This window comes from Pedobacter steynii, assembly GCF_001721645.1.
In the GTDB taxonomy this organism is placed as follows: Bacteria; Bacteroidota; Bacteroidia; order Sphingobacteriales; family Sphingobacteriaceae; genus Pedobacter; species Pedobacter steynii_A.
In genome coordinates, this window is the sequence record NZ_CP017141.1 from 1,368,487 (window position 1) to 1,385,315 (window position 16,829).

A 16,829-nucleotide genomic window follows, 5' to 3' on the forward strand; every position below is an offset into this window, starting at 1 on the left:
GAGGGCAAATTACAAAATAGCATTCAAAAATTGATGAATAGAAAGGTAACGCGGTAAAAAATATATCTTTGCAGATCGTAATTATGGAAAAGAAAGTAAGAGTAAGATTTGCCCCCAGCCCTACAGGCGGGTTGCATTTGGGTGGTGTACGTACCGCTTTGTTTAATTATTTGTTTGCTAAAAAACACAATGGGACTTTTATCCTTAGGGTAGAAGATACTGATCAGACACGTTTTGTGGAAGGTGCAGAGGAATATATCGTTTCTTGTCTGAAATGGTGTGGAATGTCGCCGGATGAAAGTCCGGAGTTAGGCGGGCCTTTTGAACCATATCGCCAGAGTGAACGTAAAGCCACTTACAAACAATATGCAGATCAGTTAATTGCTGATGGTTATGCTTATTATGCTTTTGACACTCCAGAAGAACTGGATGCGAAACGTAAGGAGATTCCTAATTTTACTTATGGATTGGCTACTCGTGGGCAAATGAGGAACTCGCTCACTTTAACGGAAGGCGAAGTTGCAACTCTTCTGGCGGAGAATACTCCACATGTGGTGAGGATAAAAATGCCGGCAGATGAACTGGTTTCTTTTACGGACCTGATCCGGGGCCATGTTAGCTTCGATACGAATCTGGTAGACGATAAAGTTCTACTGAAAGCAGATGGAATGCCTACTTATCACCTGGCAGTTGTTGCAGATGATAAAGCGATGGAAATCAGTCATATCTTCAGAGGAGAAGAATGGTTGCCGTCAGCTCCGATACATATTTTACTTTGGAGGTACCTGGGATGGGAAGATGTGATGCCGCAATGGGTACATTTACCACTGATCCTGAAGCCGGATGGAAATGGAAAATTAAGCAAGCGCGATGGAGACCGTCTTGGTTTTCCTGTGTACGCACAAAACTGGACAGATCCTAAAACCGGCGACCTGACCAAGGGGTTCAAAGAGCTTGGTTTTATGCCGGAAGCTTTTGTGAATTTACTGGCTATGCTTGGATGGAATGACGGGACAGATCAGGAGCTATTCTCTATGGCCGATTTAATAGATAAGTTCTCAGTGGAACGGATTAGTAAGGCCGGAGCTAAGTTTGACTTTGAAAAAGCTAAATGGTATAATCATGAATGGATTAAACAGAGCGATGCCATACAACTATTGCCTGAAGTAAAAAATGCATTTGTAGCTCAGGGGATAGCAATAAAAGATGATGTTTATCTGGAGCAGGTGATTGACCTGATTAAAGATCGTTGCAATCTCTTAACGGATTTTATTCCACAAAGTGCATATTTTTTTATTGCACCTCAGGAATATGATTTGCCGGCAGTAAAGCCAAAATGGAATGCAGAGAAGGCGGCTTTTTTTACTGCGTATACTTCCTTGATTTCGGAAGGATTATCCGCACTAGAACTGGAAGAAAAGTTCAAGGAACTGGCTGCAACACATAATTTCAAGCCGGGAGAACTAATGCTGCCGTTTAGAGTTATGTTGGTAGGGGGCAAGTTTGGACCCGGAGTGTTCGACATTTCGGTTGCACTTGGAACTACTGAAACCATCGTAAGAATCAATAATGCATTAACAGCATTTGAATAATCCCGTATTTTTCGTTTAAATTGGTATAACAATTGTCCCAGATTTTTGTAAACCAATTTAAACGAAATTTATATGCAGTGGTTCGGTAAAGGAAGTGGTAATATTGAAGACCGACGCGGGATGAGCAGCGGCGGTGTGATTGGAGGAGGAGTAGGTATCATTGTTGTGATACTCGGGCTTCTTTTCGGACAAGACCTGACTGGGCTGGTTAGCCAGTTGCCGGTAGCACAAGAGGTACAGGGAGAAGCTAAGACCGGTGATCCAACAGATAAAGAAGGAAAATTTGTAGATGGTGTATTAGAGTCTACTAATCAGGTTTGGGTTCAACAGTTTGCGCAAATGGGTAAAGAATATGAAAAACCTGTTTTAACTTTGTTTACCAATAGCGTCCAGTCTGCATGTGGAAATGCAAGTGCTGCTGTAGGCCCGTTCTATTGTCCTGGTGACCATAAAGTATATATTGACCTGAGTTTCTATCAGGATTTACAAAATCGTTTTGGAGCTGCGGGTGATTTCGCCCAGGCTTACGTTATTGCCCATGAAGTAGGACACCACGTTCAAAATCTTCTAGGAATTTCGGAGAAAGTACAGCGGGCAAGAGCTCAGCTGAGTGAAAAAGAATACAACCGTCTATCGGTTAAGTTGGAACTACAGGCAGACTTCTTTGCCGGGCTTTGGGCAAACCATGCGCAAAACTTAAAGGACTTCAAATTAGAGGAAGGAGATCTTGAAGAGGCCTTAACCGCCGCAAATGCTATCGGCGATGACAAATTGCAAAAACAAGCTCAGGGAGAAGTTGTACCAGATGCATTTACACACGGTACCTCCGCGCAGCGTATGTACTGGTTTAAGAAGGGGTTTGAGACCGGAGACATCAGACAAGGAGATACTTTTAATTCCAGCCAGCTTTAATATAGCCGGATATACTTGCTTATCATTCTGAAATTCCATCATATAAAGTCTTATGATGCGTTTAATTTGAAGATAAGCGGCAAGCTATTTGCAAGTTTTTTGATATAAAAGAAGTCTAAACACCTTTTATTCTTCAAACTTGTATAACTTTAGCACTAAACTATTGCACAATTATGCATTGGCAACTGAACGATTCAGTCGCCTTATTTATTTTTAATAATGATACTAATTGTAGATGATACCCCCGAGAACCTGATCTCACTAAAAAAGGTTCTGGAGAAAAATAATTTTGAAGTAGATACCGCATCATCAGGAGAAGAGGCCTTAAAAAAAGTTCTGAAAAATGAATACGTACTGATTATTCTGGACGTACAAATGCCTGGGATGGATGGCTTTGAGGTAGCAGAAGCTATTTCAGGCTATAGTAAAGCAAGAGAAACAGCGATTATCTTTCTTTCGGCGGCTAATACTGAAAATAAATTTATTACCAAGGGGTATTCCTCAGGCGGGCTTGATTATATTACCAAGCCTGTTGATATGGACATTCTGCTTTTGAAAGTAAAAACATTTTACCGCATTTATGAGCAAAGCCGGAAGCTGATCGAGATCCAGAAGGCGTTACTGGACGAAATTGAATTTCGTAAGCAGGCCGAAAGAAAAAAAGATGAATTTATCAGTATCGCCAGTCATGAACTGAAAACACCTTTAACCAGTGTTAAAGGATATGTACAATTGCTGGAAAGGAGCATAGAAAAAGGCGACGTTCCTACTTTAAAAAAACATCTGGTGAAAGCTCAGATCCAGCTGGAAAAACTGAATGAGCTCATCACCGATTTGCTGGATATCTCAAAAATTGAAAGTGGAAAGTTGAAATTCAACAAGCAACCTTTTATGATAGATGCTTTACTTGATAGCGTCACAGAAATCATTCACCAGTCCAATCCCGAATTTAAGATCATCAGAACCGGAACTGCCAGAAAGGAAATCTGTGCAGATGAGATGCGGATAGAGCAGGTTATCATCAATTTCTTAACGAATGCGATTAAGTATTCTCCCGGCACCAGTGAGATCCACATCAAAGTGGAGGAACGTGGGGATCATATTTATGTAGGTGTTAAGGACTTTGGGATTGGCATTGATGCCGATCAGCAAAAAAACGTATTTGAAAAGTTTTATAGGGTAGAAGAGACCGCCATCCATTTCCAGGGATTAGGAATCGGACTTTATATCTCTGCTGAAATCATTAGAAGACATGATGGTGAAGTAGGGGTTCAGAGTATCCCTGGGGAAGGTTCAGAATTTTATTTTAGTATTCCACTATACTCCACATCCGAGACGGATTAAAACTATAAACCCTTAGTATGCAAAATAAGCAAAAATCTTTAAAAGGAAACCTGCGCGTTGGATTGGGACTGTCATTACTGTTATTATTTATTAGCTCGCTTGCTTCGTATAATAGTATCAGGAACCTGATCCGGAGCGGCGAGACAGTACAACATAGTAATGAGGTGATCTCGGGTTTAGAAGAAGTCATTTCCACGCTGAAAGATGCAGAAACTGGTCAACGAGGATTCCTGCTGACAGATGACGAGACTTTTTTAGAACCTTATAACGGAGCTAAGGAACGCTCAATAACCCTGTTGACAAATGTTGAAGCGCAGACAATTGATAATCCTGTTCAGCAGAAAAATATAAAAAAGCTGGAAGAGATCATTAAAGAACGGTTAAAGATCCTGGAACAAACTATTACTGTTAAAAAGAGGGGGGGGAATGTTAGTGTTGCGGAGCTATTGAACGGCAAAAACTATATGGATAGTGCCCGTTCGATCATTAAAAGCATGGAAATGGAAGAGAAACGGTTATTGGATGAGCGTACTGCGGATTTGAATAAAATAGCCGGATATACGCCAATTCTGATCGTTTTTGCCGCCTTATTAGCGATATTGATTACCATTTTCTTCTATCGGAGGGTTTCTTCTGATTTCAACGAACGACTGAAACTGGAAGAGGAACTAAAAGATATCAATAAAGAAATTGAACGGAGAGTAAAAATGATCCGAGATCTTGCCGCACAAATTTCTAAGGGAGATTATCATGTGAGGTTGGATCAGGATCAGAAAGATGATCTTGGAAAAGTTGCCGTTTCGCTGAATGCTATGGCAGAATCTTTACAGTATTCTTTTGCACTCCTGGAAGATAAAGAGTGGTTGCAATCCGGTATCGCAAGTCTGAATGACCAGATGGTTGGGGAAAAAAGTATTCCTGAACTGGCAAATGATATTTTAGAAAGTATCGTTGAACGGACTCAGAGCCATGTTGCTGCTTTTTATCTTTTAGAGGAAGAGTGCTATCTGAGTCCTGTGGCAGGTTATGCATTGTTGGATTTTGAATCGAAAAACCGCCTGAAACTGGGTGAGGGGTTGGCCGGGCAGGTCTGGAAATCGGGAAAACAGATCCTGCTCAATGAGATTCCCGATGAAGAACTCACCATCAGCTATGCGGCAGGGAATACCAAACCACGTAATGTAGTTGCAGTACCCGTTTTTCGTAATGAAGAAGTGGTGGGCGTGATAGAACTAGGGTCTTTAAATACCTTTTCTCCGTTGCAGCTGGAATTTCTTCAGAACATTTCGGTCAATATTGGGATTGCAATTCATGTTTCCCAGAACCGGAAAAAATTACAGGAATTTCTGGAAGAAACTCAGGCACAAGCCGAGGAGCTGCAGGCGCAGCATAGTGAATTGGAGGGTTTAAATGCAGAACTGGAGGCACAAACTCAAAAAATCCAGACTTCTGAAGAGGAGTTAAGGGTGCAGCAGGAAGAATTACTGCAAAGCAACCAGGAGCTGGAAGAACGAACCAGCTTGCTGGAAGAGAAAAACCAGCTGATCCAGGAAAGAAACATGGACATCCAGCATAAAGCAGAGCAGCTGGAACAAAGCACAAAATACAAATCGGAATTTCTGGCGAATATGTCTCATGAATTGAGAACACCCTTAAATTCGATTCTCTTGCTGTCTAAATTGATGTCGGATAATAAAGAACTGGACAAAGAATATATCGAATATGCAGATGTAATTCAGAGCTCAGGTCAGGGATTACTGGCGTTGATTGATGAAATCCTTGATCTTTCCAAGATTGAAGCAGGGAAAATGAAATTAGAGTTTGCAGAAGTCAGTATGACTGAAGTCTCTACGGATATGCGCTCTTTGTTTTTACCTTTGGCAGAAGACAAAAAATTACAACTGATTGTAGAGACAGAGGAGAACCTTCCCAATATCCATACGGATAAAATGAGGCTGGAACAGGTGCTTAAAAATTTGCTTTCCAATGCGATTAAATTCACTGGCAAAGGAAAAGTAAGCCTGACGATCAGAAAGGATGATTCCAATAAATTTGTACTGTTTAAAGTAACTGATACAGGAATTGGCATTCCTGCCGATAAGCAAAACCTTATTTTTGAAGCCTTCCAACAGGCAGATGGTTCTACCCGCCGCAACTTTGGTGGTACCGGACTAGGCTTGTCTATTAGCAGGGAATTGGCTAAACTTCTGGGAGGTGAGATTGAACTAAGCAGTAAAGAACATGTCGGTAGCGAATTTACCCTTACCTTACCTATACATCAGTCGGACGCGATCAGCTCTGGTGTGGAAGAGGAGCTGATAAGTAAGGTTACTTATGTGGAGAAAGCAGTTGAAGAACCGGAGGAACGGTTTACCGTTGATAAAATCCCTCAGGAAATTGAAGACGATAGGCATAAAATCCAGCCTGGAGATCAGGTTATCCTGATCATTGAAGACGATACGAATTTTGCTAAAACACTCTTGAGCTTCACCAGAAAGAGAAATTATAAAGGGATTGTGGCAGTCAGAGGTGATGTAGGGATTGAATTGGCAAATCTTTATAAGCCCCTCGCCATTCTCCTTGATATCCAATTGCCTGTTAAAGACGGTTGGCAGGTGATGGAAGAGTTGAAAGCAAACCCTGCTACCAGACCTATTCCAGTACACATTATGTCTTCTCTGGAAGTAAAGAAAGAAAGTCTGCTAAAAGGAGCTGTTGATTTTATCAATAAGCCTGTGGCCCTGGAACAGATGAAACAAATCTTTCAGAAATTGGAATATGCCTTGAGCAGATCTCCGAAGAAAGTATTGATTGTAGAAGAAAATAAACAGCATGCGGAAGCATTGAGTTACTTTTTGAGCAATTATAACATCCAGACAGAGGTCGTCAATAATGTGGGGCAAAGTATTGGTGCGTTGCATAAAAAAGAGGTGGACTGCGTAATTCTGGATATGGGCATTCCGGATAAGAATGCTTATGAAACTTTAGAAACGATTAAAAAAAGTGAAGGACTGGAAAACTTGCCCATTATTATTTTTACCGGTAAAAATTTATCTAAAGGAGAAGAGATCCGAATTAAACAGTATGCAGATTCTATCGTTGTAAAGACCGCACATTCCTATCAGCGAATCCTGGATGAAGCGGGGCTTTTCCTACACCTTGTGGAGGAAAAGCAGACGGAGATGAAATCTAAAAAACCGATTTCAGATAGGCTGGGAGGACTATATGAGGTCCTTAATAACAAGACCGTGCTAATTGCTGATGATGACGTCCGGAATATTTTTTCTCTTACTAAAGCGCTCGAACAGCATAAAATGAAAGTGTTGGCAGCGACGGATGGAAAAGAGGCGCTCCAGATCCTTAAAGAAAACCCATTGGTAGATATTGTGCTCATGGATATGATGATGCCGGAGATGGACGGATATGAGAGTACAAGGGAGATTAGAAAGATAAATGCCTATAAACAATTGCCTGTTTTAGCTGTTACAGCGAAAGCAATGATGGGAGACCGGGAAAAATGTATTGCCGCCGGAGCCTCTGATTACATTTCCAAACCTGTTGATATTGATCAGCTGATCTCCTTACTCAGAGTTTGGCTTTATGATAAAGTTTAAATAGAATGCTCACCGTATTTTAAAATATATGGCCGATAATAAAATATTAATAGTTGACGACGATAACAGGAATATTTTTGCCCTGTCTGCAGTGCTAAAAGCAAAAGGATATAAATGCTTATCTGCCACTGGAGGAGAAGAAGGCCTTGATCTTTTAAAAAAAGAAAAGGGAATTGCTGTGGTATTAATGGACATGATGATGCCGGGAATGGATGGTTATCAGGCAATGGCCGAAATGAATGACCACCCGGAGTTGAAAGATATTCCGGTCATTGCTGTTACAGCGCAGGCAATGCTTGGCGACCGGGAGCGATGTATTAACGCCGGAGCGGTTGGCTATGTCTCTAAACCGATAAATGTAGAGGAATTAACGAAACTGCTTACTCAGTATATCTAATCTGATTTGGAATTACCCGTTATTAATGATGAACAAATTGAAATCCTGCTCTCAGATCTTCTGGAGCAATATGGTTACGACTTTACCGGATATTCCAGAGCTTCTTTAAAAAGAAGAATCATTCGGCTTTATGCGCTGGATAAAGCCCTTAGTTTTGCGGAATTCAGGTATCAGGTTAATAATGACCCTGGTTATTTTAAACGATTTGTAGAACAGATTACGGTGAATGTGACGGAAATGTTTAGGGACCCTCAGTTCTTTAAAGCATTGAGAGAGATTGTTCTTCCAAAACTAGGTACTTATCCTTTTATCAGAATCTGGCTGGCAGGCTGCTCGACGGGCGAGGAGGCATATTCCATTTCCATTGTTTTAAAAGAGCTGAACCTGCTGCATAAATCACTGATTTATGCCACAGACTTAAACCCTGCAGTTTTGGAAAAAGCAGCACAGGGAATGTTTGCTCTTGGGCAGATGAAACAGTATTCCGAAAATTATATTGCAGCAGGAGGGATAATGGATTTTTCTACGTACTATAGTGCCAATTATTCGCTTGCTAAATTTGATGAAGAGCTGAAGAGCAAAATTATCTTTTCTACACACAATCTGGTCTCGGACCATTCTTTTAATGAATTTCAGCTGATTCTTTGTCGTAACGTTCTGATTTATTTTGACAGAGATCTTCAAAATAATGTACTCGAGTTATTTGATCAGAGCCTGGAAGATCTTGGATATCTGGCCCTTGGTACAAAGGAAACAATTGAATTTTCAGGCATTAATAAAAAGTATAAAAGGTTGCCAGCCAATAAAATATGGAGGAAAATTAGCTCATGAGGAAATGTGAAGCATTTATTATTGGAGGATCAGCAGGAAGCCTGGACGTACTTTTAAAGGTGCTTCCTGATATTCGTCCTGATATTTCTTTTCCCATAATCATTGTGATTCACAGAAAACATGGTGCCGATTCCCTTTTGCCTGATCTTTTGTCATCCAGAACAAAACTCATTGTAAAAGAGGTGGATGAGAAAGAAAAAATTGTGGCGGGAACTATATATGTTGCCCCCTCAGATTACCACCTATTGGTAGAGATGGATCGCACATTTTCTTTGGATTACTCTGAAAAAGTAAACTATTCCAGGCCTGCAATAGATGTAACTTTTCAAACCGCTGCAGAAGCATATAAAAATAAACTGGTCTGTTTGCTGCTTTCGGGTTCAAATGCCGACGGAGTAAAAGGACTGAAGACGGTAAAAGCATGGGGAGGAGAGGCTGTAATTCAGGATCCTGAGTCTGCTCAGGTCGCCTATATGCCTGAACAGGCAAAGAAACATGTTGAAATAGATCGCATTTTACGCATAGAAGATGTTGCAGAATTTATAAATTTACTGCGATAGATCATAAAAAAGAATAAATGGGGAATTCAAAAAAGGTTTTTGTATTTGATGATAACGCGGATATATTGGAGTTATGTACAATTATTCTGGAAGATGCAGGATTTGAAGTTAAGACGTCATCGACTTCCAATCAGATTGTTGATCAGGTGATGGCCTGTATGCCGGATATCATCTTTATGGATAACTGGTTGCCTGATGTAGGCGGAATAGACGCCACCAGAGAATTGAAAGGACACCCGACCTTAAAAAACATTCCTGTAATTTACTTTACGGCCAATAACGATGTAAAGTCATTGGCCGAACAGGCGGGCGCTGACGGGTATCTCTCAAAACCCTTTGATATCCAGGAGCTGGAAAATATCATCAATAAGCACCTGGGAATATAGTCTTTAATTTTTCATTCTACCCTTTTCTTCTTCTACACCTGTAGCTCTTCTTCTGGCCGGTTTAAGCTCATTCTTGCCAAATTTATAGGAGAAGGTTATTCTTGCTACACGGGTTTCATTTTTCTGGTTAAGCTGATAGCTTAGCCCCGGATAGGTACTTCCTAAGCGGGTAACCTGAGTATTAAACACGTCACTCAGCGCTAGCTTTATATTGATTTTTTTATCCATTAGTGATTTGCTCATGCCGATATCAAAGCTATGGCGCTCACCAATGGTTAAAGTCCCATATTCCAAAGGAGATTCATACCTGGCACTTAATTCTGCATTCAAATCTGGATTGATGATAAAAGTATGTTGTGACTTGATTACAAAAGAGGTTTTGGAAGTATTTAATGGTTTTCCAGCAAGGTCAGGAGTATTAAATTTTAAATGAAAAACGTTGAGATTGTTATTGGTTTGCCACCATTTAAAAATGTTGACAGGTATATTAAGATTTGCTCCGTAAACGATGTTTTCGGCCAGGTTGGCATTGGTCTGAAAAAGCGCTTTTTTTTCTTCATTTGGCAAAAGGACTTCAGTAATCACATCTTTTACAAGGCTGTAATTCAAGCTAAGCGAATAACGTTTTAGGGTATAGTTAGCTTCAAAGTTGTGGGTATACTGCGGATTAAGAAAAGGATTCCCCTGATTATAAGTGTATTGATCAAGATAATAGACAAACGGATTCAGGGCATCGTAACTTGGACGGTCTATTCTTCTACTATAGGATATGCCTATTGTCTGATCTTTTGTTAAAGTTTGGTTGATGAATACACTTGGAAAGAAATCCAGATAGGACCTTTTAGTAATTTTGTTTTCTGTAATCGAATTGCCCTTAGAATTGGTCTGTTCTGCTCTTAACCCCAACTGAATGCTGGTTGTTTTAAATTGCTTGCTCAGGTTAAAATAGGCAGCATTCACGTTTTCATCATAAATAAACTGATTGCTACGTAGTGGGTCATTTTGCCACTGACTTTCTTTAAGCTCTTCAGCAATAAAGTTATTGTCGGTTTCTACAGCGCTGCTTTTTATCCCGGTTTCGAGCTTTAATGTTTTGCTGAGGGGTAAAGTATAATCTACTTTAAAAGCTTTAATGTCAATTCTGGAAGGGCTTTGGTTTCTTAAGAAACTGGTTGGCTTTAGTTCCCCGCCATTGGCGTATATAAACCGATTGATATAATTTGCATCATCACCTGAATGGTAGCGTGAATAATCCAGGTCAACGGTGATTTCCTGTCCGGAAGTATCCAGGACTGATTTGTAATTCAGGTTATAAGCGTAATTTTGATAGTCGCTTTTAATAAGGTTCCTGGCTAATACGGCTGAGTCTGGCTGGAGGAAAGAGCGGCCGATCCAGGTATTGTTATCCATCATATCATTTGATGTATTTGCATAACCGCTGAATAAAATGCCCAGGGTATTGTTCTTATTCAGGAAGATATCCATTCCTGCTTTGAAATTGTTGCTGTTATTCTTTCGTACATCCCTGGAAGATTGTGCAAAATAAGTTTTTGCTGCCTCTTGCCCTGAAATACGATCGATGGTCATGGTTTGGTTTCTTTTGGTACCGCCAAAATTATAGTTCCCAAACAGATTTATCTTTTCTGATCTGTGGTTTAAGTTCAGGCTGGCATTTTCGTTTAGATTTTTACCATAGCCCAATGTTCCTGAAACGTTTCCATTGGTTCCGCCGTTTTTACTTTTTCTAGTCTTGATATTGATAATGCCGGAATTTCCTGATGCCTCATATTTTGCAGATGGATTGGTGATAAGTTCAATGCTTTCTATTTGTGAGCTTTGCATGCTTCTCAACAGATTACTTACGTCTGCATTACTCATATAAGTTTGTTTTCCATCTATCTGAATCAGCACCCCTTGTTTGCCTTGCATAGAAATATTGTCATTCTGGTCTACGGTCACTCCAGGCGCTTTTTGCAGCACTTCTAAAGCAGTGCTTCCGGTCATTAAGCTGCTGTTCTCTACATTCATGACCAATTTATCTGTTTTGCGTTCAAATAAAGGTCGTGCAGAGGTGATTTTTACTTCACTGAGGTCTTTGCTACCTGAGCTCAAACGGAGGTCCTGAAGCGTGATATTTATGTTTTTCGCATCTACTTTAAAAAGAGCACTTTTTGAAGTAGAATAACCCATGAGGGAAGATTTTATATAATAGTTTCCAGGATTTATCTGAAGAAAACGGAATTTTCCAAAAGCATCGGTAATTGCGGATTTTACAAGAGTGGAGTCCGCTTGATTAAACAAAGCCACTGTAGCGTAATCTAACGGCTTTTTCTGATCATCAGTTACCGCTCCGCTTATAGTGGCCTGAATAGTGTTATCTTGTCCTAGAGCTACTCCTGATCCTATAAAAAGAAATAAAAGATTTAAATAAAGTGTTTTCATGAGTTCTGGTTCAGTTAAGAAAGCACATGAAAATCCCAATAGTGTAAAATTACACATCAAATGACGAAGAAAAATCAGGTCTGTTTGAAAACGGATTGTTTCCAGTTGCTTTCAAGTATAAGACGATAGCAAAGTCTAAAGGTTACAATCAATTGGTGTTTTTGTAAAAATAAGGCTCAATATAGCAGAAAAGCCTCCGGTGATTTTAACACAGAAGGCTCCTTTAAAAATGATATCGGAAGTTATTTTACACCGAGAACATCTACTCCTTGTTCAAAAATTACATCTACCGGAATACCTTTTTGAGTCAGGCGGTCTAAATCTTTCTGAAGTTCAGGACTGATCACTGCTTTTTCTTTTTGTGTCTTCTCTACAGCGACTTTATCTCCGTTCCCCTGAAGTGTAATGATCAGCTTGCTTAACTTATTCATTGCAGCCTCGAACTTAGTAAAGTCTACTTTATAGGTGCCGTTTGCATTACGGATGAATGCTCCGTTCTCTTTAAAGAAATTGAAACATTGCATATTGGCTTTTCCATGTGCACTGGCAGCACCAAATCTAACTGAACGAAGAATTCCAGCCATATAAGTCGTATAAAAGGTCTTGATATCGCCGCCTTCCAGTTCTCCTTTTTTAAGTAATCCGGTAACCATATACAGGCCTAATACGTCAGCTTTACCTTCTTCCAGCCATGAGTATTGTTCCTGTAGTGCTTCTTTTACAAAGCCTTTTCCAGTAATGGTTTTTTTGATCCCCAGACCGTGTGCCACCTCATGGAACATGACATTAGAAAAGAAAGCATCGAAATTAACGTATTGTTGTTGGTCTTTATCGATTAACTCTTTTGCAATTGGAACGAGGATTTTGTCAAATTTTGCTTTCATCGCATTTTTTAACTGAGAGCGTCTGGTTCCCTTTTTTTGCTGAATGATTTCATCATTAGGAAGGTTTACCGCAATGGTTTTGGATCCGGCATTACAATCACCTGCATAATAAACAACATCGTAAGCGTTTAATTCCGAATCTGTACCTGGTTTTTCTTTTTTATACTTGGCCTCAACAGGCAGGCCCTCCTGCAACTGCGGTAACATGCTGACATATTTTGCAAGCCGTTTGCTCCATACTTTATCCTTCACCAATACATAAGCTTCATAAGAAGCTCTGGCATTGAATAATTTATCTTCATAGTTCTCAATTGGGCCGATAATAATATCGAGATTGTTGGTTTTCATATCTAACCAGGCGTAATCACTTGCAGTATAATCATCGGATACCAGTGCATCAGCACGTAAGTTCAGGTATTTTTTAAACCCAGCATCTTCAGCAAGCAATGCGGCCTGTTTAAGCAAAGAAGATGCATTTTGTAATTCCGATGCATATAAGACATGATAAGGAATAGAAGTCAGTTTTCCTGTACTGTCTTTTTTGACAACAGAATATTGACCGAGTTTGTCTTTTACATCTGATTTCTCCAATTCTGCTTTTGTCATTCCTGCAGGATAAAAGCTAGCAGCATCCGGTTTAGCTCCAATGCCTGGAATAAATGGTTTATCTCCATTTAACCGATCCCATGGACCATAGTTGATCCAAACAAAAGCTTTTGTTTTTTCATCCTTTATGGTACTTAATAAGCTGTCCCGCTGTGGATATGCCTGTTTCCAGAAAAGCTCATCCATGATTTGAGCGGCCTGGATTAGTAAAGGTAAAATCTTACGTTCGTTGGCCGATAATTCATTTAGATTAGTACTCAGCTTAACTTTTTCATAAATCGCGATCCTCTCATTTACATACCGTTGCAAACTATCTTCGTTGGAATTGATTTCTTTGGCTGAGGTATTGGTATTTCCCTGGGGATTGCTGCAAGAAGAAATTCCTGTCACAAGGGCGCATCCGGCAATAATAAGCGTTACTTTGCTTAAGTTCTTCATATTGAATTTTCGTTTTTTTATCGACTGCAAAGCTACATCAATTGCCCGCATTTTGTCGTTATCCTTTTGTTGTTCTCCTAATAAGATGGCAACTAAATTAGTAAAAAATAGTAATTTCACCACTTCTATACTTCTATTATGATACAACCCCACAAATTTACAAGAAGCAGCCTGCTTATTTTTCCTATGTTCCTGCTGGCCGCCTGTTCTTCGAATAAATATGCCGCGACAAATAAAATATATAAGAATCAGGCAAATAGTTTTGCAGAGATGGTAAAGGCAGCGCCTCCGGCCAATCAAACCGTTGCGACATTAGAGCCTTCACTACAGTCCTGGGTCGGTTCTGTTAACTTTGGTATCCGCAGGCCCAATTTTGTCATTATACACCACACCGCGCAGGATTCTTTGGATCAGACTGTAAAAACCTTTATCAACAAAAAGGCAGGAGTGAGCGCGCATTACGTGATTGGAAGAGATGGTAAGGTGGTTCAGATGGTGAATGATTACCTTAGGGCCAATCATGCAGGTGTTGGGAAATGGGGAAATGATTCGGATCTGAATTCTTCTTCTATCGGAATTGAGCTCGATAACAATGGAAAGGAACCCTTTGCAGATGCCCAGCTGAGAAGTTTGGTGGAACTTCTTGCGGCGCTAAAAAAACGATATAATATCCCTGCTGCTAATTTTATAGGTCATTCGGATATTGCCCCAAGAAGAAAAATAGATCCTTTGAATTTCCCATGGAAAGTCTTAGCTAAAAAAGGCTTTGGCTTATGGTACGACGATGTGTTGGAAATGCCTCCGGTAGATTTTAATGCAGAACTGGCATTAAGAGTCATTGGTTATGATGTAAGTAATCTTGCTTCGGCAACTGTAGCTTTTAAAATTCATTTTGTGCAAACAGATATCTCTCCTGTACTCACACCTACAGATAAGCTGATCTTATATAATCTATACACGAAATATTTATAGATTCGCTCTGATTTGGCTAAGGATCAGACTGTAACCAGGGACATAAAAAATCCGGATCAGAGTTTTTTCTCCGATCCGGATTTTCAATAAAATAGAACATTTATGATATTAGTCTACTTGTTTCCTTTTGCCCAGGCATCTTTTAAGCCAACGGTCCGGTTAAATATCAGGTGTTCAGAAGTAGAGTCCTTATCTACACAATAGTATCCTTTTCTAATGAATTGATACCTAGAGTCGATATCTGCATTTGCTAAATAAGGTTCTATATAGGCCTGCTTAATAACGTCAATGCTATTTGGGTTCAGGTAATCCTTAAAGTCTCCTTCTTCTGAATCCGGAGATTCTACAGTAAACAAACGGTCATAAGTTCTGATTTCTGCATTTTTCGCATGTTTCGTGCTTACCCAGTGAATGGTTCCTTTAACGTTAATGCCACTGGTATCTTCACCACTTTTAGATTCAGGAATATAGGTGCAGTGTATTTCAGTTACCTTTCCTTCCGGATCTTTGCGGAAGTCTTCACATTTCACGATGTAAGCATGTTTCAGTCTTACCGTTGCACCGGGAGCCAATCTGAACCATTTTTTTGCCGGTTCTTCCATGAAATCCTCACGTTCAATCCATAATTCATTGCTGAAAGGAATTTCTCTGATGCCGCCTTTGTCGTCTGCTTCAGGATTATTTTCTCCATGAAGAATTTCTTCCTGGCCATCAGGATAATTGGTAATGATGAGTTTAATCGGGTCTAATACCGCCATTACCCGGTTTGCCGTTTTATTCAAATGTTCACGAACACAAAATTCAAGTAAACTCAGTTCGATCAGATTTTCTCTTTTGGCAATTCCGATTCTTTCGCAGAATTCACGGATACTTTCCGGGGTGTAACCTCTTCTTCTCAATCCGCTGATGGTCGGCATACGTGGGTCATCCCATCCGCTAACCACACCTTCATTTACCAGTTGCAGTAACTTTCTTTTACTCATCACTGTATAAGAGAGGTTCAAACGGGCAAACTCATATTGTTTTGAAGGAAAAATTTCCAGGTGCTCAATAAACCAATCATACAATTCCCGATGAGAGACATATTCAAGAGTACAAATAGAATGAGTAATGGTTTCTAGGCTATCACTTTGCCCATGGGCAAAATCATACATCGGATAGATGCACCATTTGTTTCCTGTACGGTGATGCTCGGCATGTTTGATGCGATAAATAATCGGATCGCGCATGATCATATTGGGACTGGACATATCAGCTTTGGCCCTTAGAATGCGGGCCCCATCTGCAAATTCACCAGCTTTCATGCGGGCAAAAAGATCCAGATTTTCTGCAATACTGCGGGAACGATATGGACTGTCTTTGCCTGCTTCAGTCGGTGTACCTTTTAATGCTGCAATTTCCTCCGCGCTGCTGTCATCTACATAAGCAAGACCTTTTTCGATTAGCTGAACCGCAAAATCATATAACGTGTCGAAATAATCTGAGGTAAAAAGCTCATTTTTCCATTCAAATCCAAGCCATTTAATGTCTTCCTGCTGGCTGTCTACATATTCGGTTTTTTCCGTTATCGGGTTGGTGTCATCAAACCTAAGGTTTGTATAACCTCCATATTTTTTAGTCAGACCGAAGTTCAGGCAGATTGCCTTCGCATGTCCGATGTGCAAATATCCATTGGGTTCTGGCGGGAAACGGGTAATTAACGTTTCGTATTTTCCGCTGCTTAAATCGTTCTCAATGATCTCCTCAATAAAGTTCAATGATCTTTCCTCACTCATAAAAACTGTAAATTTAGTCTTCAAAGTTAACATAAAAGCGCTAATTTACTTACATTTACAGCCTACTATTCGTATA

General features: G+C 40.0%; 12 protein-coding genes. 9 read left to right on the forward strand and 3 right to left on the reverse strand.

Going from position 1 to position 16,829, the window contains the following annotated elements; translation table 11 throughout:
• Positions 1-83: 83 nt before the first annotated feature.
• The 8 genes from gltX to BFS30_RS05550 all read left to right on the forward strand — a co-directional run bounded on the left by gltX (position 84) and on the right by BFS30_RS05550 (position 9,636).
• The gene (gene gltX / locus BFS30_RS05515) at positions 84-1,592 is read left to right on the forward strand and encodes a glutamate--tRNA ligase (RefSeq protein ID WP_069378358.1); all 1,509 of its coding nucleotides are present in this window, start codon (positions 84-86) and stop codon (positions 1,590-1,592) included.
• 72 nt (positions 1,593-1,664) lie between these two features.
• Complete coding sequence (locus tag BFS30_RS05520) at positions 1,665-2,504, forward strand: neutral zinc metallopeptidase (protein WP_069378359.1); 840 nt, start codon at positions 1,665-1,667, stop codon at positions 2,502-2,504.
• A 219-nt stretch (positions 2,505-2,723) separates the two neighbouring features.
• Positions 2,724-3,848, forward strand: coding sequence for a hybrid sensor histidine kinase/response regulator (locus BFS30_RS05525; protein WP_069378360.1), 1,125 nt, complete (start codon positions 2,724-2,726; stop codon positions 3,846-3,848).
• Between the two features lie 17 nt (positions 3,849-3,865).
• Positions 3,866-7,462, forward strand: coding sequence for a response regulator (locus tag BFS30_RS05530; protein ID WP_069378361.1), 3,597 nt, complete (start codon positions 3,866-3,868; stop codon positions 7,460-7,462).
• A gap of 28 nt (positions 7,463-7,490) precedes the next feature.
• Positions 7,491-7,859: a response regulator gene (locus BFS30_RS05535; RefSeq protein WP_069378362.1), complete on the forward strand. Its 369-nt coding sequence runs from the start codon at positions 7,491-7,493 to the stop codon at positions 7,857-7,859.
• Positions 7,860-7,865: 6 nt separating this feature from the next.
• Positions 7,866-8,690, forward strand: a complete 825-nt coding sequence (locus tag BFS30_RS05540; protein ID WP_069378363.1) for a CheR family methyltransferase — start codon at positions 7,866-7,868, stop codon at positions 8,688-8,690.
• Positions 8,687-9,250: a chemotaxis protein CheB gene (locus BFS30_RS05545; RefSeq protein ID WP_069378364.1), complete on the forward strand. Its 564-nt coding sequence runs from the start codon at positions 8,687-8,689 to the stop codon at positions 9,248-9,250. The genes BFS30_RS05540 and BFS30_RS05545 overlap by 4 nt, the downstream gene beginning before the upstream one ends.
• 17 nt (positions 9,251-9,267) lie before the next feature.
• Positions 9,268-9,636, forward strand: coding sequence for a response regulator (locus BFS30_RS05550; RefSeq protein WP_069378365.1), 369 nt, complete (start codon positions 9,268-9,270; stop codon positions 9,634-9,636).
• 3 nt (positions 9,637-9,639) lie between these two features.
• Here the strand turns inward: BFS30_RS05550 and BFS30_RS05555 are convergent, their stop codons facing one another.
• Entirely contained in the window at positions 9,640-12,078 is a 2,439-nt protein-coding gene (locus BFS30_RS05555) for a TonB-dependent receptor (protein ID WP_069378366.1), read from the reverse strand.
• Between the two features lie 242 nt (positions 12,079-12,320).
• Complete coding sequence (locus BFS30_RS05560; RefSeq protein WP_069382311.1) at positions 12,321-14,006, reverse strand: dipeptidyl-peptidase 3 family protein; 1,686 nt, start codon at positions 14,004-14,006, stop codon at positions 12,321-12,323.
• A 138-nt stretch (positions 14,007-14,144) separates the two neighbouring features.
• Between BFS30_RS05560 and BFS30_RS05565 the strand changes: the two genes are divergently transcribed.
• Positions 14,145-14,978 carry an N-acetylmuramoyl-L-alanine amidase gene (locus BFS30_RS05565; protein WP_069378367.1) on the forward strand — a complete coding sequence of 278 codons (834 nt, stop codon included), beginning with the start codon at positions 14,145-14,147 and terminating at the stop codon, positions 14,976-14,978.
• A gap of 113 nt (positions 14,979-15,091) precedes the next feature.
• Here BFS30_RS05565 and BFS30_RS05570 read toward each other — a convergent pair whose 3' ends face one another.
• Positions 15,092-16,753 (reverse strand): glutamine--tRNA ligase/YqeY domain fusion protein, encoded by a 1,662-nt coding sequence (locus tag BFS30_RS05570; protein ID WP_069378368.1) that lies wholly within the window; start codon positions 16,751-16,753, stop codon positions 15,092-15,094.
• Positions 16,754-16,829: the final 76 nt, after the last annotated feature.

Coding starts and splice junctions, on each gene's coding strand:
- gltX (WP_069378358.1), top strand. CDS start 84: ATGGAAAAGAAAGTAAGAGTAAGATTTGCCCCCAGCCCTACAGGCGGG.
- BFS30_RS05520 (WP_069378359.1), top strand. CDS start 1,665: ATGCAGTGGTTCGGTAAAGGAAGTGGTAATATTGAAGACCGACGCGGG.
- BFS30_RS05525 (WP_069378360.1), top strand. CDS start 2,724: ATGATACTAATTGTAGATGATACCCCCGAGAACCTGATCTCACTAAAA.
- BFS30_RS05530 (WP_069378361.1), top strand. CDS start 3,866: ATGCAAAATAAGCAAAAATCTTTAAAAGGAAACCTGCGCGTTGGATTG.
- BFS30_RS05535 (WP_069378362.1), top strand. CDS start 7,491: ATGGCCGATAATAAAATATTAATAGTTGACGACGATAACAGGAATATT.
- BFS30_RS05545 (WP_069378364.1), top strand. CDS start 8,687: ATGAGGAAATGTGAAGCATTTATTATTGGAGGATCAGCAGGAAGCCTG.
- BFS30_RS05550 (WP_069378365.1), top strand. CDS start 9,268: ATGGGGAATTCAAAAAAGGTTTTTGTATTTGATGATAACGCGGATATA.
- BFS30_RS05555 (WP_069378366.1), bottom strand. CDS start 12,078: ATGAAAACACTTTATTTAAATCTTTTATTTCTTTTTATAGGATCAGGA.
- BFS30_RS05560 (WP_069382311.1), bottom strand. CDS start 14,006: ATGAAGAACTTAAGCAAAGTAACGCTTATTATTGCCGGATGCGCCCTT.
- BFS30_RS05565 (WP_069378367.1), top strand. CDS start 14,145: ATGATACAACCCCACAAATTTACAAGAAGCAGCCTGCTTATTTTTCCT.
- BFS30_RS05570 (WP_069378368.1), bottom strand. CDS start 16,753: ATGAGTGAGGAAAGATCATTGAACTTTATTGAGGAGATCATTGAGAAC.